Annotated in this window: 14 protein-coding genes; 10 read left to right on the forward strand and 4 right to left on the reverse strand. The window is 65.7% G+C overall.

Features of this window, described 5'->3' with window-relative positions; translation table 11 throughout:
* Genes pgl through ACVMDN_RS26610 form a run of 3 tightly spaced genes read left to right on the forward strand, consistent with a single transcriptional unit; the run spans position 1 to position 2,070 of the window.
* Positions 1-753, forward strand: coding sequence for a 6-phosphogluconolactonase (gene pgl / locus ACVMDN_RS26600; protein ID WP_076823948.1), 753 nt, complete (start codon positions 1-3; stop codon positions 751-753).
* A 28-nt stretch (positions 754-781) separates the two neighbouring features.
* Complete coding sequence (locus ACVMDN_RS26605) at positions 782-1,270, forward strand: gluconokinase (protein ID WP_076823945.1); 489 nt, start codon at positions 782-784, stop codon at positions 1,268-1,270.
* Positions 1,267-2,070, forward strand: a complete 804-nt coding sequence (locus tag ACVMDN_RS26610) for a Cof-type HAD-IIB family hydrolase (protein WP_076823943.1) — start codon at positions 1,267-1,269, stop codon at positions 2,068-2,070. Before ACVMDN_RS26605 ends, ACVMDN_RS26610 begins: the two co-directional genes overlap by 4 nt.
* A 234-nt stretch (positions 2,071-2,304) precedes the next feature.
* Here the strand turns inward: ACVMDN_RS26610 and ACVMDN_RS26615 are convergent, their stop codons facing one another.
* Together ACVMDN_RS26615 and malQ are read right to left on the reverse strand one after the other, a co-directional pair.
* Positions 2,305-4,113, reverse strand: a complete 1,809-nt coding sequence (locus ACVMDN_RS26615; RefSeq protein WP_076823940.1) for a glycoside hydrolase family 15 protein — start codon at positions 4,111-4,113, stop codon at positions 2,305-2,307.
* Between the two features lie 15 nt (positions 4,114-4,128).
* Positions 4,129-6,078 carry a 4-alpha-glucanotransferase gene (gene malQ / locus ACVMDN_RS26620; RefSeq protein ID WP_076823938.1) on the reverse strand — a complete coding sequence of 650 codons (1,950 nt, stop codon included), beginning with the start codon at positions 6,076-6,078 and terminating at the stop codon, positions 4,129-4,131.
* 203 nt (positions 6,079-6,281) lie between these two features.
* Between malQ and ACVMDN_RS26625 the strand changes: the two genes are divergently transcribed.
* From ACVMDN_RS26625 to treY, 6 genes are read left to right on the forward strand one after another with little or no spacing between them, the layout of a single operon-like run.
* Entirely contained in the window at positions 6,282-8,231 is a 1,950-nt protein-coding gene (locus ACVMDN_RS26625) for an alpha-1,4-glucan--maltose-1-phosphate maltosyltransferase (protein WP_076823936.1), read from the forward strand.
* Between the two features lie 10 nt (positions 8,232-8,241).
* Positions 8,242-11,547, forward strand: coding sequence for a maltose alpha-D-glucosyltransferase (treS, locus tag ACVMDN_RS26630; protein WP_076823934.1), 3,306 nt, complete (start codon positions 8,242-8,244; stop codon positions 11,545-11,547).
* Positions 11,544-13,691 (forward strand): 1,4-alpha-glucan branching protein GlgB, encoded by a 2,148-nt coding sequence (gene glgB / locus ACVMDN_RS26635; protein WP_076823932.1) that lies wholly within the window; start codon positions 11,544-11,546, stop codon positions 13,689-13,691. Before treS ends, glgB begins: the two co-directional genes overlap by 4 nt.
* Positions 13,692-13,694: 3 nt before the next feature.
* The gene (gene glgX, locus ACVMDN_RS26640; RefSeq protein ID WP_076823929.1) at positions 13,695-15,767 is read left to right on the forward strand and encodes a glycogen debranching protein GlgX; all 2,073 of its coding nucleotides are present in this window, start codon (positions 13,695-13,697) and stop codon (positions 15,765-15,767) included.
* Positions 15,764-17,515 (forward strand): malto-oligosyltrehalose trehalohydrolase, encoded by a 1,752-nt coding sequence (gene treZ / locus ACVMDN_RS26645; RefSeq protein WP_076823927.1) that lies wholly within the window; start codon positions 15,764-15,766, stop codon positions 17,513-17,515. The genes glgX and treZ overlap by 4 nt, the downstream gene beginning before the upstream one ends.
* Positions 17,516-17,519: 4 nt before the next feature.
* Entirely contained in the window at positions 17,520-20,300 is a 2,781-nt protein-coding gene (treY, locus tag ACVMDN_RS26650) for a malto-oligosyltrehalose synthase (protein WP_076823923.1), read from the forward strand.
* 9 nt (positions 20,301-20,309) lie between these two features.
* Here the strand turns inward: treY and ACVMDN_RS26655 are convergent, their stop codons facing one another.
* Positions 20,310-20,618, reverse strand: a complete 309-nt coding sequence (locus tag ACVMDN_RS26655; RefSeq protein ID WP_038382949.1) for a polyhydroxyalkanoic acid system family protein — start codon at positions 20,616-20,618, stop codon at positions 20,310-20,312.
* Positions 20,619-20,786: 168 nt separating this feature from the next.
* Between ACVMDN_RS26655 and ACVMDN_RS26660 the strand changes: the two genes are divergently transcribed.
* Entirely contained in the window at positions 20,787-20,951 is a 165-nt protein-coding gene (locus ACVMDN_RS26660; RefSeq protein ID WP_076823921.1) for a DUF3309 family protein, read from the forward strand.
* A 79-nt stretch (positions 20,952-21,030) separates the two neighbouring features.
* Here the strand turns inward: ACVMDN_RS26660 and ligD are convergent, their stop codons facing one another.
* Positions 21,031-23,673, reverse strand: a complete 2,643-nt coding sequence (gene ligD / locus ACVMDN_RS26665; RefSeq protein ID WP_076824211.1) for a DNA ligase D — start codon at positions 23,671-23,673, stop codon at positions 21,031-21,033.
* Between the last annotated feature and the right edge of the window lie 60 nt (positions 23,674-23,733).

Raw genomic sequence — 23,733 nt, forward strand, 5'->3', positions numbered from 1 at the left:
ATGACCGCGACCGGCGAGCGCCAGATCATCACGGTCGCCGATCCGGCGGCACTGGCGCAGGCGGCCGCCGAGCGGGTGATCGCCAGGATCGACCAGAACAGCGGCCGGATCGCGGTGTGCCTCACCGGCGGCTCCAGCCCGAAGGCGCTCTATCAGCTGCTGGCGACGCCGGACTATCGCCAAAGGATTCCATGGGACCGCATCGACTGGTTCATCGGCGACGAGCGCCTGGTGCCGCGCAAGGACAAGCTGCACAACATGAGCATGGCGCGCCAGGCCTTCCTCGACCGCTGTGCACCGGCTGCAAATGTCCATCCGATCGCGACCGATACCGCCGATCTCAGGGATCCCGACGTCAGCGCGGCGCTGTACGAGAACGAGCTGATGGCGTTCTACGGCGCCGAACAGCTCGATCCGAAGCGGCCACTGTTCGACCTGGTGCTGATGGGCATCGGCCCCGACGGCCATACCGCCTCGCTGTTTCCGGGTTATCCCGCGGTCGAGGAAACCCAGCGCTGGGTGGTCGGCGTGCCGAAGGCCAATGTCGAGCCGTTCGTGCCGCGCGTGTCGCTGACCCTGCCCGCCCTCGCCTCCTGTCGCGAGATGCTGTTCGAGGTGGCGGGCGAGAACAAGCGCGCGATCTTGACGCGCCTCTTCGCAGGCGAGAACCTGCCGGCAAACCGCGCGCGATCGCTGGGCGAGACCGTCTGGCTGATCGATCAGGCCGCGCTGCCGGAGGACTTTCGTGGGTGACGGACAAAACCCCTGCGCATTGGTCGTGATGGGCGTGTCGGGTTCGGGCAAGAGCACCATCGCCGACCGCCTGGCGATCAGGATCGGCTGGCGCTTCGAGGACGGCGACAGTTTTCATCCGCCAAGCAATGTCGCCAAAATGCATTCCGGCCAGCCGCTCACCGACGAGGATCGCTGGCCCTGGCTGCGCGCGATCGCCGACGAGATCGACCGCACCTGCGGCGTCCGCGAACGCGCCGTCATCGCCTGCTCCGCGCTGAAGCGCGCCTATCGCGACATCCTGGTGCATGGCCGCGACGATATCCGCATCGTCTTCCTCGACGGCTCGCAGGAGCTGATCGCCACGCGGCTCGGCGCGCGCAAGGGCCATTTCATGCCGCCGGGGCTGCTCGCCAGCCAGTTCAAGACGCTGGAGCCGCCGACCCCGGAGGAACGCCCGATCACGGTTGCGATCGACCGTCCGGTCGAAACCATCGTCGAAGACATCGTCAATCAACTGAAGTTGGACCGCACATGACCCGCATCGCCCTTGTCGTATCCGATGTCGACGGCACGCTGCTCACCAAGGACAAGACCTTGACCGACGGCGCCAGGGCGGCGGTGCGCAGGCTGCACGAGGCCGGCATCGGCTTCACCATCGTCTCCAGCCGGCCGACGATCGGGATGGGCTTTCTGGTTGCGCCGCTTGCGATCACACAGCCGATCGGCGCCTTCAACGGCTCTTCGATCGTCGATCCGCAGCTCAAGCCCCTTGAGCAGCATTTGATCCCGGCCGCGGTCGCAAAACGCTGCATCGACATGCTGCGCGAGCGCGACGTCGACATCTGGCTGTTCACTAACGACCGCTGGCTGACGCGCAACCCTGACGGCGAGTACACCGCCCACGAGCAGCACACGATCAAGCATGATCCGACCATCGTCGGCGATTTCACGCTCTATCTCGATCAGGCCTGCAAGATCGTCGGCGCGAGCTCGGATGCAGCCCTGCTGCAACGCTGCGAGACGGAGATGCAGCAAATGGTCGGCCGTGATGCCACCGCGGTCCGCTCGCAGACCTACTATCTCGACGTCACCCCGCCCGGTCACGACAAGGGCACCTTCGTCGAGGGCATCGCGAAGCGCCTTGGCGTGCCGCTGGAGAACGTCGCCACGATCGGCGACATGCAGAACGATCTGCCGATGTTCGCGCGAAGCGGCGTCTCCTTCGCGATGGGCAATGCCAGCGATGACGTGAAGGCGCGCGCCACCCATGTCACCGAGACCAACGAGCAGGACGGTTTCGCACGCGCGATGGACACGGTGTTGCAGCTTCGCTGAAGCCACGGCGAGATCTGTCACCCGACCAATCCGCGGTTCCTTGAGGCGGCCAATCACACTCGCACTATTTCGGAATATTGGAAATATATTCCTGATTTGCCCGACGTGTCAAGTTGCCTGGTCGAGTGCCGCAGCTGCCGGCTCCTTTGCATGGGGTTGTTTTCGATATTTTGGCAGCGCGGACCTGCGGCGGTCCCGCAAGCGGAAGATGGAGGGCGGCATCGCCGCGGTGGTTTAAGTCGAACGCTGCACCGCAGGCTTCTCGGCGTCGGCCCTGGCGGCGCTGAGATTGTGCGCGGTGTTGATCAACGCGATATGGGTCAGCGCCTGCGGGAAATTGCCGGTCTGCCGGCCGGCGCCGGAATCGAACTCCTCCGCCAGCAATCCGAGATCGTTGGCGACCGCGACGACGCGGTCGAACATGGTCTGCGCCTTGTCGACATCTCCCGCCAGCACATGAGCGTCGGCAAGCCACAGGCTGCAGGCCAGGAACGCGCCCTCGATCGGCTGGACCTCATCGGACACCTCGCGCGGATCGTGCCGCAGCACGAAGCCGTCGCGCATCATGTGCCGTTCGACCGCGTCGATCGTGCCGCGGATGCGCGGATCGCCCGACGGCAGGAAGCCGACCGACGGCAGCAGCAGCAGGCTGGCGTCGAGCAACTTTGAGCCATAGCTCTCGACGAAACTGTTGAGGCCGGGATCGAAGCCGCGTTGGCAGACGTCGCGATGAATGGCCTCGCGCAGCACCCGCCATTTGACGAGTGGCCCCTTGAAGCCGAACCGCTCCGCGCTCTTGATGGCGCGGTCGAAGGCGACCCAGCACATCACCTTGGAGAACACGTAGTGTCTGGGGGTGCCACGGCGTTCCCAGATGCCGTGATCCGGCTGATCCCAGACATCGGCGAGATGGGTGACGACGGTGCATTCGAGCGACCAGTTCTCTTCGTCGAGCTTCAGCTTGGCCATGCGGGACTGATGGAAGGCGTCGATCAGCTCGCCATAGACGTCGAGCTGAAGTTGCGCATGCGCGGCGTTGCCGGCGCGTACCGGCTGCGCCCCTTCATAGCCGGACAGCCACCCTGCCTCCCATTCCAAGAGGCGTCGCTGGCCCAGGATGCCGTACATGATCTGCATGTTGGCCGGCGCGCCGGCTGCGGCCCGCAGCAGCCAGTTGTGCCAGGCCGCCGCTTCCTCGGTGTAGCCCGAATTCATCAGGGCCAGCAGCGTAAAGGTGGCGTCGCGCAGCCAGCAGAACCGGTAGTCCCAATTGCGCGCGCCGCCGAGCTTTTCCGGCAACGACGTGGTGGGTGCCGCGACGATGCCGCCGGTCGGCCTGAAGGTCAGCGCCTTCAGCGTGATCAGCGAGCGCATCACGAGGGCGCGTTGATAGCTGCCGTCATAGGTCGAACGGCTGCACCATTCCCGCCAGTATTCCTCGGTGTCCTTCAGCGCAGCCTCAGGGTCGATCGCCTCCGGCACCGGGTGATAGGACGGTCCATAGGTCAGGACGAACGGCACGGTATCGCCCTCGCCGACCTCGAAATCGGCGATCGTGGTCAGATCCTTGCCGCGGGTTTCGACCGGTGTGCGCAGCACGGTCATGTCCTGCCCGCTGATCGCCAGAAGCCCGTCACCATCCGGATTCTTCCGCACCCAGGGGACATCGACGCCGAAGCCGAAGCGGATCACCAGCTCCATGCGCATCTTGACGCGGCCGCTGATGCCGCGAACGAGGCGGACCACATCGGAGGCGTTGCCGCGCGGCGGCATGAAGTCGATCAGCGCGACCGCGCCGCCTTCCACCTCGAACCGGGTCTCCAGGATCAGCGTATCGTCCCAGTAGCGCCGCGAGGTCTGCTTGATCTCGCCTGTGGGCGCCAGCAGCCAGCGACCGTTCCTCGACGTGCCAAGCAGCGCCGCGAAGCAGGGGTCGGAATCGAACGCCGGCCAACACAGCCAGTCGATCGAGCCGTCGCGGCCGACCAGCGCGGCGGTCTCGCAATCTCCGATCAGTCCATAGTCTTCGATACGAGAGGCCACGCGCTGCGCTCCGCGTTACCCGGTGTGCGAGCGCTCGCGGGTCGCGCGCTTGAGGGCGTCGACGTCGATCGCCGACGCGAGATGCTCGATCGAGACCGGGAGCCGCCGCTTCCAGTTCGGATGCTCGTAGACGGTGCCGGGGATGTTCGGCTGCTCGACAATGCCGAGCAGGTCCTCCATCGACACCGCCATCATCCGCGACCGCGTCCGTGCCAGGAAGCTCGCCACCGAATAGAAATCGTTCGCGTGGATGTCGTGCCGGCGCAGCACGTCGTCGAGCTGGCCGAGCGCGTGCCAGCGCCCCTCGTCGGTCTCGCCGGGATCGATCCCGAGCGCACGCTTGGTCCTGAGGTCGCTGAACGAGCGCCAGCCCGCATAGGTCGAGAGGTCGTGGGTGTTGAAGGTCACCAGCGCATTCGGCAAATAGTAGTCGGCGTTGCGGAAGACGCCCTGGTCGTCGGTCTCGAACATCATCACGAGATAGGACCAGATGCCCCAACCGTTCATCTGCTCGCGGAACCCGGGAGGTACGGTGCCGAGGTCCTCGCCGATCACGACGCAGCGGCTCGCCACGCTCTCCTGCGCGGTCGCCGCCAGCAGCGCCTCGAACGGCATCAGCACATAGGCGCCATTGGCCGGGCCGAAGCCGCGCGGTACCAGATAGAGCCGCTTCAGCCCGAACGCGTGGTCGAGCCTGATTGCGCCGGCGTGGTGCATCGAGGCGCGCAGCATCTGCCTGAACGGCTCGAACGAGCGCTGTTCAAGGCCCGCGGCGTTGAAGCCGGCAAGCCCCCAGTCCTGGCCCGCCGTGTTGAGCGGGTCCGGCGGCGCGCCGACGCCGAGATGGCGCGAGATCGCGATCTGCTCATTCCAGGCGTCGAACCCGTCCGACTGCACGCCGACGGCGACGTCGAGATAAAGCCCGACCCGCATGCCGCGCTTGTGCGCCAGCGCCTGGCAGGCGCCGAGTTGACGGTCCGCGGTCCATTGCACGAATTCGACGAACTCGACCTCGGCGGCAGAGTCGCGCGAGCGGCGCAATTTTGCACAAGCTGCATCGCTCGGCTGCCGCCATTCGTCCGGCCATTCCCACCACGGCGTGTTGAATTTGTGCCGCATCACCTCGAAGCAGGCGAAGCGCGACAGCAGCGTGCCCTGCTCGTTGCGATAGGCCTCGAAATCCTGCCAGCGGCCGAGGCCCGGGTTGGCCTTGAAGGCTGCGAATGCCGCGCGCAGCGCCGGCCATTTCTGCGCCGCGACGCCGACATAGTCGACCATGTCGTGGCTGCGGAGCGGTGCCAGCGCGGCCTTGGTCTCGGCATCGACGCGGAATTCGGGAATCTGCTCGACGTCGATGTAAAGCGCATTGAGGAACAGCCGGCTGTTCGGCGAGTACGGGCTGCAATCGCCGGGCCGATCGTCGAACAGCGCATGCAGCGGATTGAGCCCGACGCCGTCGGCGCCGAGCCGGTGGGCGAATTCGAGCAGGTGCTGCAGGTCGGTGAAGTCACCGATGCCCCAGTTGCGCGCGGACCGCACGCCGTAGAGTTGCACCGCGATCACCCAGCAGCGGTCGAACTCGCCGCCGAAGGCGCCGTGCGGCGCCACCAGCAGCGGCAGCTCCTCGCTGCCAGATGCGTCCGATAGCTGCAACCGGTGCACGCCTTCGGGCAGACCTGACGGCCACGTCACACTGCGCTCACGCGCCTCGCCCTGCGCGAGCACCCCGGTGCCATTCGCAAGCTTCCATTGCACCGGAAGCCGGGCAGCTTCCGAGAGCTGCGTTTGCGCAGCCTGGCCGCCTCTGACCACCACGGGATCGGCGATGATCCGACGGGGCGCCTGCGGCGGCAGCGCGTCGAGGATCGCCGTGAGCGCCTCGGGGGTTGTCACACGGCGGTGACCGCTGCCATCGATATACTCGGTCTGGATTCCCAGGGTCTGGGCTTTGGCGTAAAGGTCCATTCGGCACGCTGCCTGCTCGCAACGGTAGGTGGATCGTTGCTAAATTGTACAGATACGGGAAAGGGATAGTTGATGTTCAACGCTCTACCCTATCCGGCGTTCCCACCGGGAACCATTGCCCGGCGAGCGGCTTTCTATATGGGTCTGGCGCGCCTCCTTCCCGGCGCCGGGACGTCATTTGCATTTTTAATGGCGGCATCACCGTGAACAAAACCCTCCGGCCTGTCGAGAGTGCCCATGGCACTTTTCATATCACCGATGTCTATCCGTCGGTTGATGGCGGCCGCTTTCCGGTCAAGCGCATTGTGGGCGAACCTGTCGAAGTGTGGGCCGACATCTACCGTGCCGGACATGACGTGATATCGGCGGCATTGGTGTGGCGGCGCGAGGGCGACAGCGAATGGCAGGTCGCGCCGATGACGGCGCACGGCGATGACCGCTGGGGCGGCGCTTTCGTGCCCGACCGGCCCGGCCGCTACGCCTTCGCGATCGAGGCCTGGACCGATGAATTCGCCAGCTGGCGGCATCGTTTCGAGCAGAAGCCGCGCAACGGCAGCGATCATACGCTGGACGCGCTCGAGGGCGCGGGCATGCTGACCCAGGCGCAGGCCGGCAGCCCGGCGGCGGCCGCCGTCATCATCAGGCAGTGCGAAATCTTTCTGCAGACCGGCGAACCAGGTGCGCTGCTCGCGCCCGAATTGCGGGAGGCGATGGCCGGCAGCCAATTTCGCCGCGATCTGATGCGATCGCAGCTCTACCCGCTGACCGCGGACCGCCCGCGGGCGCGCAGCGGCGCATGGTACCAGATGTTTCCGCGCAGCCAGGGCAAGACACCGGGCATGCATGCAACCTTCAACGACTGCATCGCGCGGCTTCCCGACATCGCCGCGATGGGCTTTGACGTCGTCCTGCTCGCGCCGATCCACCCGATCGGCCGGCAGCACCGCAAGGGCCGCAACAATGCCGCGATCGCACAGGCGGGCGATCCCGGCAGCCCCTATGCGATCGGCGCAGCCGAGGGCGGCCACGACGCCGTGCATCCGGAACTCGGCACGCTCGACGGCTTCCGCGCCTTCGTGGCGGCAAGCCAGGCGCATGGCCTCGAGGTCGCGCTCGATTTCGCCGTGCAGTGCTCCCCCGATCATCCCTGGCTGAACAAACATCCAGAGTGGTTCAAGCGGCGCCCGGACGGATCGATGCGCACGGCAGAGCATCCCCCGCAGCGCTGGGACGATGTCGTCAACCCGGATTTCGGGTCCGAGAATGCCGCTGCGCTGTGGCGCGCGCTGCGCGACGTCGTGCTGTTCTGGGTCGAACAGGGCGTCAGGATCTTCCGGGTCGACAATCCGCACACCAAGCCGCTGGCGTTCTGGGAGTGGCTGATCCGCGAGGTGCGGGACCGCGACGCGGACGTGCTGTTCCTTGCGGAAGCCTTCGCGCGCCCGAAACTGATGAAGGGCCTCGCCAAGCTCGGCTTCACACAGTCCTACAGCTATTTCACCTGGCGGACGCAGCGCTTCGAGCTCGAACAATATCTCGGCGAGTTGACCTCCTATCCCGAGCGTGACTTCTTTCGGCCGAATTTCTTCGTCAACACACCGGACATCCTGCCCTTCCACCTGCAAAGCGGCGAATCCTGGATGTTCAAGTCGCGTCTCGCGCTGGCCGCGACGCTTTCAAGCAGCTATGGCATCTACAGCGGCTTCGAATTGCTCGAGCACACGCCGGTCCCCGGCCGCGAGGAATATCTCAACTCCGAGAAGTACGAGATCAGGGTTCGCAACTGGGAGCAGCCGGGGAACATCAAGCCCTATATCGCAGCTCTCAACCGGATCAGACGCGGCAATCCGGCCCTGCAACAATTCGCAAATTTGCGCTTTATCAGTGTCGATGACGGTGGCGTGATCGGCTTCATCAAGGAGGCCGTCGATCAGGGCAATGTGATCGCGGCCGTGATTGCATTATCAGCCGAGTTGCGTGAGGTCTGGCTGCCGCTCGGCGACGTCATGGTCGGCCGTGGCGATGCCCGCCGCCCCGTCTCGGCAGTGGAAGACCTTGTCACCGGAGAGCGCCACGCGCTCGAATGGGGAGGCATCCGTCTACGTATAGATCCTGCGCGCGATCCCGCGTTGCTGCTGCGCTGTGTCGCCTGAAGGAGCCCTCATGAACGTATTCTCCTCCGTCAATACCCAGGAGAAGGTCGCAACCGAGACTGCGGACCAGCTGTGGTACAAGGACGCGATCATTTACCAGCTGCATGTCAAGGCATTTGCCGACAGCAACAATGACGGCATCGGCGACTTCGCGGGGCTGACGGAGAAACTCGGCTATCTGCAGGAGCTCGGCGTCACCGCGCTGTGGCTGTTGCCGTTCTATCCCTCGCCCGGCCGCGACGACGGCTACGACATCGGCGACTACGGCGACATCAATCCCGATTTCGGGACGATGAAGGACTTCAAGCGCTTCATCCAGGAGGCCAAGAAGCGCGGCCTGCGCGTCATCACCGAGCTCGTCGTCAACCACACCTCGGACCAGCATGCGTGGTTCAAGCGCGCGCGCCGCAGCCCGCCGAATTCGAGCGCGCGCAGCTGGTACGTCTGGAGCGACACCGACCAGAAATACCTCGATACAAGGATCATCTTTACCGATACGGAGAAGTCGAACTGGACCTGGGATCCGGAGGCCGGCCAGTTCTACTGGCACCGCTTCTTCTCGCACCAGCCGGACCTGAATTTCGACAATCCGCGCGTGGTGCGCGCCATCGTGCAGGTGATGAAGCGCTGGCTCGACACCGGCGTCGACGGTTTCCGGCTCGACGCCATTCCCTATCTGTGCGAGCGCGACGGCACCAACAACGAGAACCTGCCGGAGACGCATGCCATCATCAAGCGGCTGCGCCAGGAGCTCGACGCCTATGCCAAGGGCAAGATCCTGCTGGCCGAAGCCAATCAATGGCCGGAGGACGTGCAGGAATATTTCGGCCATGGCGACGAATGCCACATGGCCTATCACTTCCCGCTGATGCCGCGCATCTACATGGCGATCGCCCAGGAAGACCGCTTTCCGATCACCGACATCCTGCGGCAGACGCCCGACATTCCCGCCGCTGCGCAGTGGGCGCTGTTCCTGCGCAATCACGACGAGCTGACGCTGGAAATGGTCACCGACGTCGAGCGCGACTATCTGTGGTCGACGTACGCCAACGATCCGCGCGCCCGCATCAATGTCGGCATCCGCCGCCGCCTTGCGCCGCTGATGGACAACGACCGGCGCAAGATCGAGCTGATGAACTCACTGCTGCTGTCGTTCCCGGGCACGCCGATCATCTATTACGGCGACGAGATCGGCATGGGCGACAACATCTATCTCGGCGACCGCAACGGCGTGCGGACGCCAATGCAGTGGTCGCCGGACCGCAACGGCGGCTTCTCGCGCGCCGACCCGGCGCGGCTCTACGCGCCGATGATCATGGACCCGGTCTACGGCTATGAATCCGTCAATGTCGAGGCGCAGTCACGCAGCCTGTCGTCGCTGCTGTCGGCGACCAAGCGGCTGATCGCGGTACGCAAGTCGACGCTTGCCTTCGGGCGCGGCACCATGACCTTCATCCGCCCGGAGAACCGCTCGGTGCTGGCCTATGTGCGCCAGTACCAGGGTGAGGCGATCCTGTGCATCGCCAATCTGTCGCGGTCGGCGCAGGCCACCGAGCTCGACCTCTCCGCCTTCAAGGACCGCATTCCGCTCGAGATGCTCGGCCGCACGCGCTTCCCGGCTATCGGCGAGCTGCCCTACATGATCACGCTCGCGCCGTACGGCTTCTACTGGTTCCAGCTGCAGGAGCGCGACAAGTCCGAGCCGGTGACGCCGCGCGCGGTGCCGGAATTCGAGACGCTGGTGGTGCCGCTGAATTCGACCTGGATGTCACTGGCGCGCACCCGCGGCGTGTTCGAGCACGACGTGCTGCCCGGTCATCTCGCCCGCACGCGCTGGTATCCGGAACGATCGGCGAGCGCGATCCAGCCGGTGCTGGTCTCCGCGATCCCGTTCTGCGACATCGGCGACAACCGGCCGTGGCTCGCCTTCTTCGAGACCACGCAGCGCGGCACCACCAGCCGCTACGTGCTGCCGATGCAGATCGAGTGGGTGCGCTTCGACCGCGAGCGCTACAACCCGCGCGCCTTCGCCGCGATACGCCAGGGCGCGCGCGAGGGCACGCTGCTCGACGTTGCCACCGACCAGATCTTCACCGGCTTGTTCCTGCGCAACCTGCGGGAAAACCTCACGGTCGACGAAGGCGAGCAAGGCCTCAAGCTCGAATTCCGGCCGACCAGCCGCTTCTCCGACCGGCCGGTGCGGCAGCCCGAGCGTATCCGGGTGTTCGAGAACGACCAGCCGCATTCGACCGCGCTGGTCGACAACGAATATGTCACCAAGATCTATCGCAAGCTCGAGGTCGGCATCAATCCGGAGATCGAGATGGGCCGCTTCCTCACCGAGGTGGTCAACTTTCCGAACACCCCTGCCTTGCTCGGCACCGCCGAGCTGATCGAGGGCGACAAGCGCAGCGCCATCGCCGTCCTGCATGCGATGGTCGTCAACCAGGGCGACCTCTGGACCATCGCAGGCGCACACCTCGACCGCCTGGTCGAACGGCAGCGCCTGCTGACGGTGAGCGAGCACCCCGTGGAGAACGGCGACCAGGCGACCTTTCTGCGCCACATGTCGCATAGCGGAAAGCGGCTGGCCGAGCTGCATCTGGCGCTCGCCAGCAACCGCGACCTGCCGGACTTCGCGCCCGAGCCGACCAAGCCCGACGACCTGCAGCGCTGGGCCGACGAGATCATGGCGCGGGCCGAGCGCGTGTTCGATACGCTGAAGCAGCGGCGCGGCTCGCTGAGAGAGGCCGACCGGCTGCTGGCCGATCAGTTGCAGGCCCAGCACGACACGCTGCCGGAGCGGCTCAAGGCGCTGCTGCCGCGCGAAACCGACGGGTTCAATATCCGCCATCACGGCGACCTGCATCTCGGTCAGTTGCTGGTGGTCAAGGACGACGTCTTCATCATCGATTTCGACGGCGGACCGGGCCGCACCATCGCCGAGCGGCGGCGCAAGGCACCGCCGGCGCGCGACGTCGCCGGCCTGATCCGTTCGATCGACTATGCGGCGACCGCCGCGCTGGAACGCACGCTCAAGGTCTCCCCCGACGAGAGCGGCCGGCTGAGCCTCGCCTTGGCCGAATGGCGCGACCAGGCCGCGGATACCCTGCTGGCGGCCTATCGCGAGACGGTGGCCGGCCAGCGGCTGTGGCCCGCCGACGCCAAGACGGCCGACCGCCTGCTCAGTTTTTTCCTGCTTGAGAAAGCCTTCTATGAGATCGAGTATGAGCTGGCCAACCGGCCGGATTGGCTGCGGGTGCCGCTCACCGGCCTGCTGAGGATCCTGGCGCAACAGCCGCATGAGGTTGCATGAGCAAACTGCCCGCCGAGGCCTATGCCATCATCGAGGGCCGCCACTCCGACCCCTTCCACTATCTCGGGCTTCACCCAGAGGGGGACCGCAACGTCGTGCGCGCCTTCCTGCCCGATGCCAGCAATGTCGAGGCGATCGGCGAGCATGGCGAGACCGCACAGCTGGCGCGAATCCATGACGCCGGCCTGTTCGCAGGCCCCCTGCCGAACGGCTCGACGCGCTACCAGCTCCGCGCCCGTTTCGGCGACAACGTCGTCGAGCTGGAGGATGCCTACCGCTTTCCGCCGATCCTGAGCGATTTCGATCTCTATCTGCTCGGCGAAGGCACCCATCAGCGCGTCTACGATACGCTCGGCGCGCATCCGATGACGCTCGACGGCGTCGACGGCATCGGCTTCGTGGTGCTGGCGCCGAATGCGCGGCGGGTCAGCGTGGTCGGCGACTTCAATTTCTGGGACGGACGGCGGCATCCGATGCGCGTGCGCGGCCCAGGCTACTGGGAACTGTTCATCCCGCGTGCAAGGATCGGCGACCACTACAAGTTCGAGATCATCGGGCGCAACGGCCAGCATTTGCCGCTGAAGTCCGATCCCCTGGCGTTCGCCGCCGAGGTGCGCCCGAAGACCGCCTCGATCGTGATCGACGAACGCAAGATCCCGCATCCGCGCCCGGCGCCGGATCGCGTCAACGCGCTGAACTCGCCGATGTCGATCTACGAGGTCCATCTCGGGTCGTGGCGGCGCAAGGGCCGCAACGAGTGGCTGACCTATCGCGAGATGGCGGAGCAGCTGCCGGCCTATGCCAGCGACATGGGCTTTACCCATGTCGAATTCCTGCCGATATCAGAGCATCCGTTCGACGGCTCCTGGGGCTACCAGCCGACCGGCATGTTCGCACCGACCAGCCGCTTCGGCTCGCCGGACGATTTCGCCGCGCTGATCGACGCCTGCCACGGCGCAGGGCTCGCCGTGCTGCTCGACTGGGTGCCCGGGCATTTCCCCGACGATCCGCACGGGCTCGGCAATTTCGACGGCACCGCGCTCTACGAGCACGCCAATCCGCTGCAGGGCCGTCACCTCGATTGGGGTACGCTGATCTACAATTACGGGCGCACCGAGATCACCAACTTCCTGGTGTCGAACGCGCTGTTCTGGCTTGATCGCTACGGCATCGACGGGCTGCGCGTCGATGCCGTCGCCTCCATGCTCTATCTCGACTACAGCCGTCCCGCCGGTGGCTGGATTCCGAACAAATATGGCGGCCGGGAGAACATCGAGGCGATCGACTTCCTGCGCCGCTTCAACACCGAATTGTTCGCGCATTTTCCGCAGGCGACGACGGCGGCGGAAGAATCCACCGCATGGCCGCAGGTGTCGCGTCCCGTCGAGTATGGCGGGCTCGGCTTCGGCTACAAGTGGAACATGGGCTGGATGCACGACACGCTGAAATATATCGGCAAGGATCCGATTCACCGCAAATACCATCACGGCGACATCCTGTTCGGCCTGCACTACGCCTTCTCGGAGAATTTCATCCTGCCGCTGTCCCACGACGAGGTGGTACACGGCAAGCGCTCGATCCTCGGCCGCATGCCCGGCGACGACTGGCAGCGCTTTGCCAATCTGCGCGCCTATTACAGCTTCATGTTCGGCCACCCTGGCAAGAAGCTGATGTTCATGGGCTGCGAGTTCGGCCAGGAACGCGAGTGGAATCACGACTACTCGATCGATTGGCATCTGCTGCAACAGCCGAGGCACAGCGGCATCCAGAACCTGGTCCGCGACCTCAACCGGCTCTATCGCGCGCTGCCGGCGCTGCACGAGCTCGACTGCGACCAGGCCGGCTTCGAATGGGTCATCACCGACGATGCCAACAACAATGTGTTCGCCTGGATCCGCAAGGGCAATGCTGAGCGCGCACGCTGCCTCGTGGTCGCGAACTTCTCACCCAACGTCTACCGCAACTATCGCGTCCCGGTGCCGTTCGCGGGCAAGTGGCACGAGGTGTTCAACTCGGATTCCGCGCATTACGGCGGCACCAATGTCGGCAATGTCGGCGAGGTGCGCGCATCGGAGGACGCCACGCCCGAGCTGAGCCTGACCATTCCGCCGCTGGCTGCGATCTTCCTCGTACCGGAAAGCTGATTGATGCGACTGACCGGGGGTACGTCCGCACGGCTCGGTGCAAGCTGGGACGGCAGAGGCACCAATTTTGCGCTGTTCTCGGCGAACGCGGAGAAGGTGGAGCTGTGCCTGTTCGACGGCCAGGGCCGCCGCGAGCTCGAGCGGATCGAGATGCCGGAGCGCACCGAGGACGTCTGGCACTGCTATCTCAACGACGTCTCGCCGGGTCAGCTCTACGGCTATCGCGTCTACGGGCCCTACGCGCCGGAGCGCGGCCATCGCTTCAACGCCAACAAGCTGCTGCTCGACCCCTACGCCAAGCGGCTCGCCGGCCGGCTGGTATGGAGCGATGCGCATTTCGCCTACCGCACCGGCAGCGCGCGCGAGGACCTTTCGTTCGACCGGCGCGACAATGCCCGCGGCATGCCGAAGGCGGTCGTGGTCGACGAGACCTTCAACTGGGGCCGCCGCGAGATCCGGCCGCATATCCCCTGGGAAGACACCATCATCTACGAGGCCCACGTCAAGGGCCTGACGCAGAAGCGCGAGGACGTGCCGCCGAACCTGCGCGGCACCTATGGCGGCCTGTCGTCACCGGCGATGATCGACCACCTCAAGCGGCTCGGCGTCACCACCATCGAGCTGCTGCCGATCCACGGCCTGATCGACGACCGTATCCTGGTCGAGAAGAAGCTGGCGAACTACTGGGGCTACAACACCATCGCCTTCTTCGCGCCGGAGGCACGCTACGCCCAGGACAATGCGCTCGATTCCTTCCGCACCACGGTGGCGCGGCTGCACGATGCCGGCATCGAGGTGCTGCTCGACGTGGTCTACAACCACACCGCCGAGGGCAACCATATGGGCCCGACGCTGTGCTTCCGCGGCATCGACAATGCCTCCTATTACTGGCTGAACCGCGAGAACCCGCGCTTCTACGACGACTTCACCGGCTGCGGCAGCTCGGTCAACCTCACCCATCCGCGCGTGCTGCAGATGGTGATGGATTCGCTGCGCTACTGGGTCGAGGTCTGCCATGTCGACGGCTTCCGCTTCGATCTCGCCACCACCCTGGCGCGCGGGCCGAACGGGTTCGATCGCAACCACCCCTTCCTCACCGCGATCCGCCAGGACCCGGTGCTGGCGACCGCCAAGATGGTCGCTGAGCCCTGGGACCTCGGTCTCGGCGGCTACCAGGTCGGCGCGTTTCCATCGCAATGGTCGGAATGGAATGACCGCTATCGCAGCGCGATGCGGCGCTACTGGAGCGGCGAAGGCAGCCTGATCGGCGACATCTCGGGCCGCATGACCGCATCCTCGGATTTGTTTCACCACGACAACCGCGCGACCCGCGCCAGCGTCAATCACATCACGGTGCATGACGGTTTCACGCTCGCCGATCTCTTCAGCTACAACGAGAAGCACAACGAGGCCAATGGCGAGGACAATCGCGACGGCTCCAACGACAATCACAGCAACAATTGCGGCCATGAGGGCCCGACCGACGATCCCGCCATCATCGCACTGCGCCGGCAGCTGCGGAAGAATGCGCTGGCCTGCCTGCTGCTGGCACAGGGCACGCCTTTGATTCTCGCCGGCGACGAGGTCGCGAACACGCAAGGTGGCAACAACAATGCTTATTGCCAGGACAACGAGACCGGCTGGATCGGCTGGGAGAACCTCGGCACGGACGACGACGCCATCGATTTCATCGGCCACCTCACTGCGCTGCGCCAGCGCTTCGGCCAGATCCGCTGCCAGCGCTGGCTCGACGGCCGCCGCACCGACGGCAGCTACGGCGTGCTCTGGCTGACGCCGGCAGCGGAGGAGATGAAGGAATCCGACTGGAAATTCCCCGAGAGCCGATTCCTCGCCTATGTGCTGGGACCGATGGAACCAGGACAGGCGCCGATCTTTATCGTGCTCAATGCCGCACCGCAGGAGATCGTGTTCAGGATGCCGAGGATGACGGAATACAGGAGCTGGCGGCAGGTCCTGAACACGACCAAGGCGGAGCAAACGGGTGAGCAATTCGCATCCGGCGCCGATACCAGGGCACCGCCGCGCTCGGTGCTGGCATTTGCAGGCTCCACATGAACAGACAACATTTCGGCGCCGAGCTGACACCTGACGGCACGCGCTTCCGGCTCTGGGCGCCGGCGGCCAAGCGCGTCGACCTCCTGCTCGACAACCCGCATCCGCTCACGCGCGATGCCGCCGGCTGGTACGTCGCCGAGGTCCCGGGCGCGCGCGCCGGCACGCGTTACAAATTCCGCATCGATGACGAGGTCGATGTGCCGGATCCCGCCTCCGCATTCCAGCCGGACGACGTGTTCGGCCCGAGCGATGTGGTCGACCACGCCGCCTTCAAGTGGCGCGCGACGGACTGGCGCGGACGCCCCTGGCATGAGGCCGTCGTCCTCGAGGCCCATGTCGGCACCTTCACCCGAGAGGGCACCTATCGCGCCATGATCGACAAGCTCGATCATCTCGTGGCGACCGGCATCACCGCGCTCGAGCTGATGCCGCTGGCGGATTTCGCCGGGAAGCGCAACTGGGGCTATGACGGCGTGCTGTGGTACGCGCCCGACAGCGCCTACGGCCGGCCCGAGGACCTGAAGACCCTGATCGACGAAGCGCATCTGCGCGGGCTGATGGTGATGCTCGACGTGGTCTATAACCATTTCGGCCCCGAGGGGAATTATCTCGGCCGCTATGCGCCGTCCTTCTTCAGTGACGCGCACACGCCGTGGGGCAGCGCGATCGACTATCGCGTGCCCGAGGTGCGCGCGTTTGCGATCGGCAGCGTGGTGAGCTGGCTGCGCGACTATCGCTTCGACGGGCTGCGGTTCGATGCGGTTAACACCATCGTCGAAGCCGGCGAAGTCTCCGTGCTCCATGACTTCAGCAATGCCGCCGGCAAGCTCGCCACCGAGACCGGCCGCTATATCAACCTCGTGCTCGAAAACGGCGACAACATTGCAAGCCTGCTCGATGCCGCCGAGGATCCGCCGCACGGCAAATTCCGCGGCCAATGGAACGACGACTATCATCACGCCTGGCACGTGCTGCTGACCGGCGAGAACCAGGGCTATTATGGCGACTACCGGGCGCCGAAGCAGGACCTCGCACGCGCGCTGTCGTCCGGCTACATCTACCAGGGCGAAGTCTCGGAGTTCTGGGGCGGCAAGGCGCGCGGCGAGCCGAGCGGCATGCTGTCGCCGACCTGCTTCATCAACTTCCTGCAGAACCACGACCAGATCGGCAACCGGCCGCTCGGCGATCGTCTCGTCAGCATTGCCCGGCCGGGGTCGGTCGCGGCGGCGCTGGCGGTGACGCTGATCGCGCCGACCACGCCGATGCTGTTCATGGGCGAGGAATGGGGCGCGACGACGCCCTTCCCGTTCTTCTGCGATTTCGAGGGCGAGCTCGCCAATGCCGTCCGCGCCGGACGACGCAAGGAGTTCGCCTGGGCCTATGCCAAATATGGCGACGACATTCCCGACCCGCTCGCCGACGAAACGGTGCGGTCGGCCGTGCTCGACTGGGCGGCGCTCGGCCATGATCCGGCGCGCGCGCGGCTTGCGCTGGTGCGCGACCTGCTCGCCGTTCGCCGGCAGGAGATCATGCCCCGGCTCAAAGGGTGCCGTTTCGGCGATGCCATCGTGGCTGGCGACCTGTTGACGGCGCATTGGCAGATGGGCGACGGCAGCACGCTGCGGCTGACAGCCAATTTGTCCGCTCGCGACATCCCCGATGGACCGGAGCCGAAGGGAACTGCGATCTGGGGCGGCGCGTTGTCGAGCGACCTCCCCGGCTGGGCGGTGCGCTGGCACATCGGATAGCACAATGCCTCCGGCGATCCCGATCGCGACCTACCGTCTGCAACTCACTGCCGATTTTGACTTCGATGCCGCCGCCGGCGTGGCGCCGTATCTCAAGGCGCTCGGCATCAGCCATGTCTATGCGTCGCCCTTCATGAAGGCGCGCAAGGGCTCGACCCACGGCTATGACGTCGTCGACCACACCAAATTCAATCCGGAGCTCGGCGGCGAGGAGGGCTTTGCGCGGCTGAGCGACGCATTGAAGCGCCATGATCTCGGCCTGATCCTGGATTTCGTGCCGAACCATGTCGGCGTTCACTTCGCCGACAATCCGTGGTGGCTCGATGTGCTGGAATGGGGACCGGCGTCGCCGCACGCGGTCTCCTTCGACATCGACTGGGACCAGCTGCCCTATCGCGCGCGCGGCGGCGTGCTGTTGCCGATCCTCGGCTCGTCCTATGGCCAGGCGCTGGAGCGCGGCGACATCGAGCTGCGCTATGACGCGAACGAGGGCAGCTTCTCGGCCTGGTATTTCGAGCACCGCCTGCCGATCGCGCCGGAGCGCTATGGCGAGGTGCTGCGCACCATCGTCCGCGAGGCCGCGGCCGAAGACAGCCCGACCGGACGCGCGATGCTCGAGCTCGCCGCGCAATACCGGGCGCTGCGTCGCCCCAACCGCGTCGAAGCGCCGGCGCTGAAGGCGGCGATCAAGGCGATCGAGGGCGGCGCCGACATCATCGCACGCGGCCTCGATGCCTATCGCGCCGGCGAGGACCGCCCGACCCAGACGCTGGCCCTGCATCATTTGCTGGAACGCCAGCACTACAAGCTCGGCCACTGGCGGCTGGCGTCCAGCGACATCAACTATCGCCGCTTCTTCGACGTCAACACGCTGGCCGGCCTCAGGGTCGAGGACGCCGCGACCTTCGAGGCGAGCCACAACCTCGTGAAGCGGCTGATCGCCGAAGACCGGCTGCAGGGCCTGCGGCTCGACCATATCGACGGCCTGCGCGATCCCGCGCAGTACTTCCAGCGGCTGCGCCGCCTGATCCGCTCCGCGCAGGGCGCGAAGGCCAGGCCGTTCTACATGGTGATCGAGAAGATCCTCGGCGAGGACGAGAAGCTGCCGAAATTCAGCGGCGTTCACGGCACCACCGGCTATGAATGGATGAACACGATCAGCCAGGCACTGGTCGACGGTCGCGGCCTCGATCCGCTGAACGAGATCTGGCGCCAGATCAGCAACCAGTCGCCGAACCTGACGCCAGTGTTGCGCGAGGCCAAGCAACGCGTGCTGGAGACACTGCTCACCAGCGAATTCACCGTGCTGGCGCGGCTGCTCGCGCGCATTGCCAGCGGACACTACTCGACCCGCGACTTCTCCGGCGACAGTCTGCGGCAGGCGCTCGAGCTCTATGTGCTGCACTTTCCGGTCTATCGCACCTATCTGACCGCTTCCGGCCCCGCCGCGCATGACCGCACGCTGATCAGCGAGACCATCGAGCGCGCTCGCGCCGACTGGTTCGCCGCCGACGAGGGTATCTTCGATTTCCTGCGCGATGCCTTGACCATGGACCTTTTGCAGCCCGGCCGGCCGCCGCATGGCGCGCCGCGGGTGCGACGCTTCGCGCTGAAGGTGCAGCAATTCACCGGGCCGATGATGGCGAAGTCGCTGGAGGATACCGCCTTCTATCGCTATCACCGGCTGCTGGCGCTCAACGAGGTTGGCGGCGATCCGGCGGCGGGTGCGATCGCAGCGGAGGCCTTTCACGCCATGATGCAGGCCCGCGCCCGCGAATGGCCGCACGGCATGACGGCGACCGCGACCCACGACACCAAGCGCGGCGAGGACGCCCGCGCCCGCATCATGGCGCTTGCGGAAATCCCCGGCGAATGGACCAGCGCGGTGGCGCGCTGGAAGGTGCTGAATGCGCCGCATCTGGTGCTCGACGGCGAGATGCGCGCGCCATCGGCGACGTTCGAATACATGCTGTATCAGGCCCTGCTCGGCGCCTGGGATCCCGATGATGCGTCGCTCGCCGCCCGCATCCAGGCCTACGCGCTGAAGGCGGCGCGCGAGGGCAAGCAGGAAACCAGCTGGCTCAATCCGCACCAGCCTTACGAGGCCGGCGTGAAAGCCTTCATCGAGCGGATCCTCGATCGCAAGACCTCGCCGGAATTCCTCGATGCGCTGGGGACGCTGGCGCAACGGACCGCGTTGATCGGCGCGCTGAATTCGCTCAGCCAGATCACGCTGAAGGCAACCATGCCGGGCGTGCCGGATTTCTACCAGGGCACCGAAAGCTGGGATCTTTCGCTGGTCGACCCGGACAACCGCCGCCCGGTCGACTTTGCCGAACGGGCGGGAATGCTCGCAGCACTGGAGACGCCGGATTGGGATGCGCTGGCGCAAGACTGGCGCGACGGCCGCCTCAAATTCGCATGGACGCGGCATCTGCTCCGGCTCCGCAACGAGATGGCCGATGTGTTCACCAGCGGCGACTACGTGCCGCTCGCGGTCAGCGGCCCGCACCGCGATCACGTCATTGCCTTCGCGCGGCGCCATGGCCGCGAGGCGGCCATCGTTGCGGTGGCAAGGTCATTCGCCCCGTTCACGCAGGGCGGCCGCAGCTGGCCGCGCCCCGAGGCTTTTGAAGGTGAAATCGACGCGGCTGGATATGCGCTCAGGGATGGCGCAACCCGGATTCAGCTCCCGGAACTGTTCGGCAATCTGCCGGTTGCCGTGCTCAAGACAAAGGTCGCGGGGACGAAACGCACCGCAAGGCCGGCCCGCTCGCACGCCTGACGTCCTGCGTCAGCGCTTGGTCAGCAGCAATTTCCCGCGCTTCTGGATCGCCACCTGCGCGACCTCGGCGAACCGTTGCAGCAGCCACGGCAGCGTCACCTCGACGCGCACATGGGCATCCTCGACATCGACATGCCCGGCCGCGACCTGCCCCAGCGCCCGGACACGAAAGCTCATCCGGTTGTCGTCCCAGCGCTCCTCGTCGACGCTTATGACCGGCAGGTTCGCCGTCGCGCGCGACAGGCCCGTTTTCAAGCGGCGCATCGCCTCGTCGCGGCCGAGGCTATGGGGTATCGAAACGATCAGCGGCGCCGACATTGCGATGCACTCCTCCGTGGGTTTGGTTGATGTAGTTCTGTTCCAAGGCAAACGGAAGAACCACACAGGTTTATCACAGCGCCAACTCCGGAACCTTCACAGTTACGGGTTGTTTTCCTTCCCGAAGGGCAGAAACGAGACGGGCCCGCGGGGCTGAGGAGACGCTAGATGTCAATTGGAACGATCATTCTCATCATCCTGGTCATTGCGCTGCTTGGCGGCTTCAGCGGCATCGGCGGCGGACCGTTTTACGGTACCGGCTATTACGGCGGCGGCGGGCTCGGCCTGGTCGTCGTGATTCTGCTGATCCTGCTCCTGATGGGACGACTGTAGCCCTTGGTAGCGTTGCGTCCTGCCGATATCGACGACCAGCATCACCCGCGAAAGCGGGTGGTGCTTCGTTGGACGGCGCTTACTTGGCCGCGAGCTTCTTCATCGCCGACTTGATCGACGACGCTGCGTCCTCGTAGCCATCCCAGGCCTTCGTCTTCGCGAGCAAGGCCGGCACGGTGCGCAGCGTGAATTTCTTCGGATCGAGATCACCGCGCAGCTGCGGCCAGGTCAGCGGCATCGACACTGTCGCCCCCGGACGCGCCCGCGGCGACAACACCGCGACCGCCGTCGACATCCTGTCGTTGCGCAAATAGTCGAGGAAGATCTTTCCCGTGCGCTTGGCCTTGGACATGTTGATCAGATAGCGCTCGGGATCGTCCTGCGCCATCCACTGGCAGACCGCCTGTGCGAACGCCTTGGCTTCCTTCCACGTCACCTTGTCCCTGCTGCCTGCGAGCAGCGGTGTGACGACGTGCAGCCCCTTGCCGCCGGTGGTCTTGCAGAAGCTTTCGAGGCCGACCGCGGTCAGCCGTTGCCGCATGTCCTTGGCGGCGTCGATCACGTCGGTGAATGCAACATCGGGCGCGGGATCGAGATCGAACACCAGCCGGCCCGGCGTGTCATAGGCATCGGGCGCGCAATTCCAGGGATGCAGCTCGAGACCGCCGAGCTGCGCGACTGCTGCCAGGCCCTCGATCTGGTCGATCTGCAAATAGGGTTTACGGTCGCCCGAGACCTTCGCAAGCTTGAGCAGTTTTGATGTGCCGGCCATCGCATGACGCTGGAAGAAGGTCTCGCCCTTGATGCCGTCGGGCGCACGCACGATCGAGCACGGCCGGCCCTTGAGATAGGAGATCATCCATTCGCCGACCGCCTCGAAATAGTTCGCGAGGTCGAGCTTGGTCACCGGCTCGCCATCGCCCGCATCGGGCCACAGCGCCTTGTCCGGGTGCGAGATGACGACGCCCATCACCTCGCTGGACGCCTTCCCGGTACCCTTCTTCGCCGCGCCCTTGGCCATCGGCTTCACCACTTTGGTTACAACCGGCCGCTCGGCCTCGACCTCGTGCGCCGGCTTGTCCTGGCGCAGGCCCTTGAAGGCGGCCTGGCGGATATTGCCGGCGTCGGTCCAGCCGGCGAACTCGATCTCGGCGACCAGCTCCGGCTTGAGCCAGTGCACGTCGCGGGTCTTCTTCGGCGCGTCCTTGCCGCCGAACGGGTTCTTGTCCGCCTCCGCCGCCTTCAGTGCCGGCATGATGCGGCGGACCGTGTCCTGGCCGAAGCCGGTGCCGACGATGCCGACAAACGCCAGATGATCGCCGCGATAGACGCCCGCCATCAGCGAGCGAAATTTGCCATTGGTGGTCTTCCAGCCGCCGAGCACCACCTCATGGCCGGCGCGGATTTTTGCCTTGGTCCAGTCGTCGGAGCGACTGGAACGGTAGGCGCCGTCGAGCCGTTTGGAGACGATGCCTTCGAGGCCGAGCTTGCGCGCGGATTCCAGCACCGCCTCGCCGCGCTGCTCGAAATGTTCGACATAGCGGATCAGAGGGTTCTTGCCCTTGCGCGCCGCGAGCAATTGCTTCAGCCGCGTCTTGCGCTCGGCGAGCGGCAGCGGGCGCAGGTCCTCGGTGCCGGCGAACAGCAGGTCGAACGCGTAGAAGATCAGCCGATCCGTCTTGCCGTCGGAGAGCGCGGCCTGCAGCGTCGAAAAATGCGGCGTGCCGTTCTTGTCGAGCGCGACGATCTCGCCATCGATCAGCGCGTCGGGCAGCTTCTCCGCCTCCTTCACGATCGCGCCGAACTTGGCGGTCCAGTCGAGCCCCTTGCGCGTCTTCAGCACGGCCTCGCCGTCTTCGACGCGGAGCTGCACGCGGTAACCGTCGAACTTGATCTCGTGGCACCAGCCCGTGCCATTGGGTGGAGACTCCACCGCGGCGCAGAGCTGCGGCGCGACGAAATCGGGCATCTCCGATACCTGCTTCGGTTTCGCCTGCCGCGTCACTTTCAGCCGCTCCTTGGGCGCCGGCGCCTTGGTCCTGGCGCGCGCGTCCGCAGCCATGCCGTGGTTGGACTGCCAGACCGCGTCCGCCTTGGCCTTGCCGTTGCCCTTGGCCAGCATGAACGGCTTCGGCGCCCGGCCCTTGCCGGCCGCGATCTGCGCCATCGAGCGTCCGGAGGCGACCGAACGGTCCTCGTCGAGGATCTCCTCGCCGTTGCCGTCAACGGCATATTCGTCGCGGTGCTTGATCAGGAGCCAGTTGGTGCGCTTGCCGCCAAAGCGGTCGCCCTTCATCCGCACCAGCACCCAGCTGCCGTGCAGCTTGTCGCCCTCAAGCGTGAACTTCAGGTCGCCCTTCTTGAAGCCGCGCTCGGGATCGTCCGATTCCCAAGTGCCGCGATCCCACAGCTGCACCGTGCCGCCGCCGTACTGGCCTTCGGGAATGGTGCCTTCGAAATCGCCATAGTCGAGCGGATGATCCTCGACCTCCACCGCCAGCCGCTTGTCATGCGGATCGAGCGAGGGCCCGCGCGTCACCGCCCAGGACTTGAAGACGCCGTCGAATTCGAGCCGCAGATCGTAATGCAACCGCGTCGCGTCGTGCTTCTGGATGACGAAGCGCCGCTGCTTGCTCGGTGCGACCTTGACGTCGCCCGACGGCTCGTTGGTCTTCTCGAAGTCGCGCTTCTTGCGATAGGTGGACAGGTTTCTCAGCGACACAACAAACCTCGGCAAACCCTCGGCGCAAACGACGGCCGCCGCCTCCGTGCGGCCATCAGG

The sequence above is a fragment of the Bradyrhizobium sp. USDA 4510 genome, from assembly GCF_054059095.1.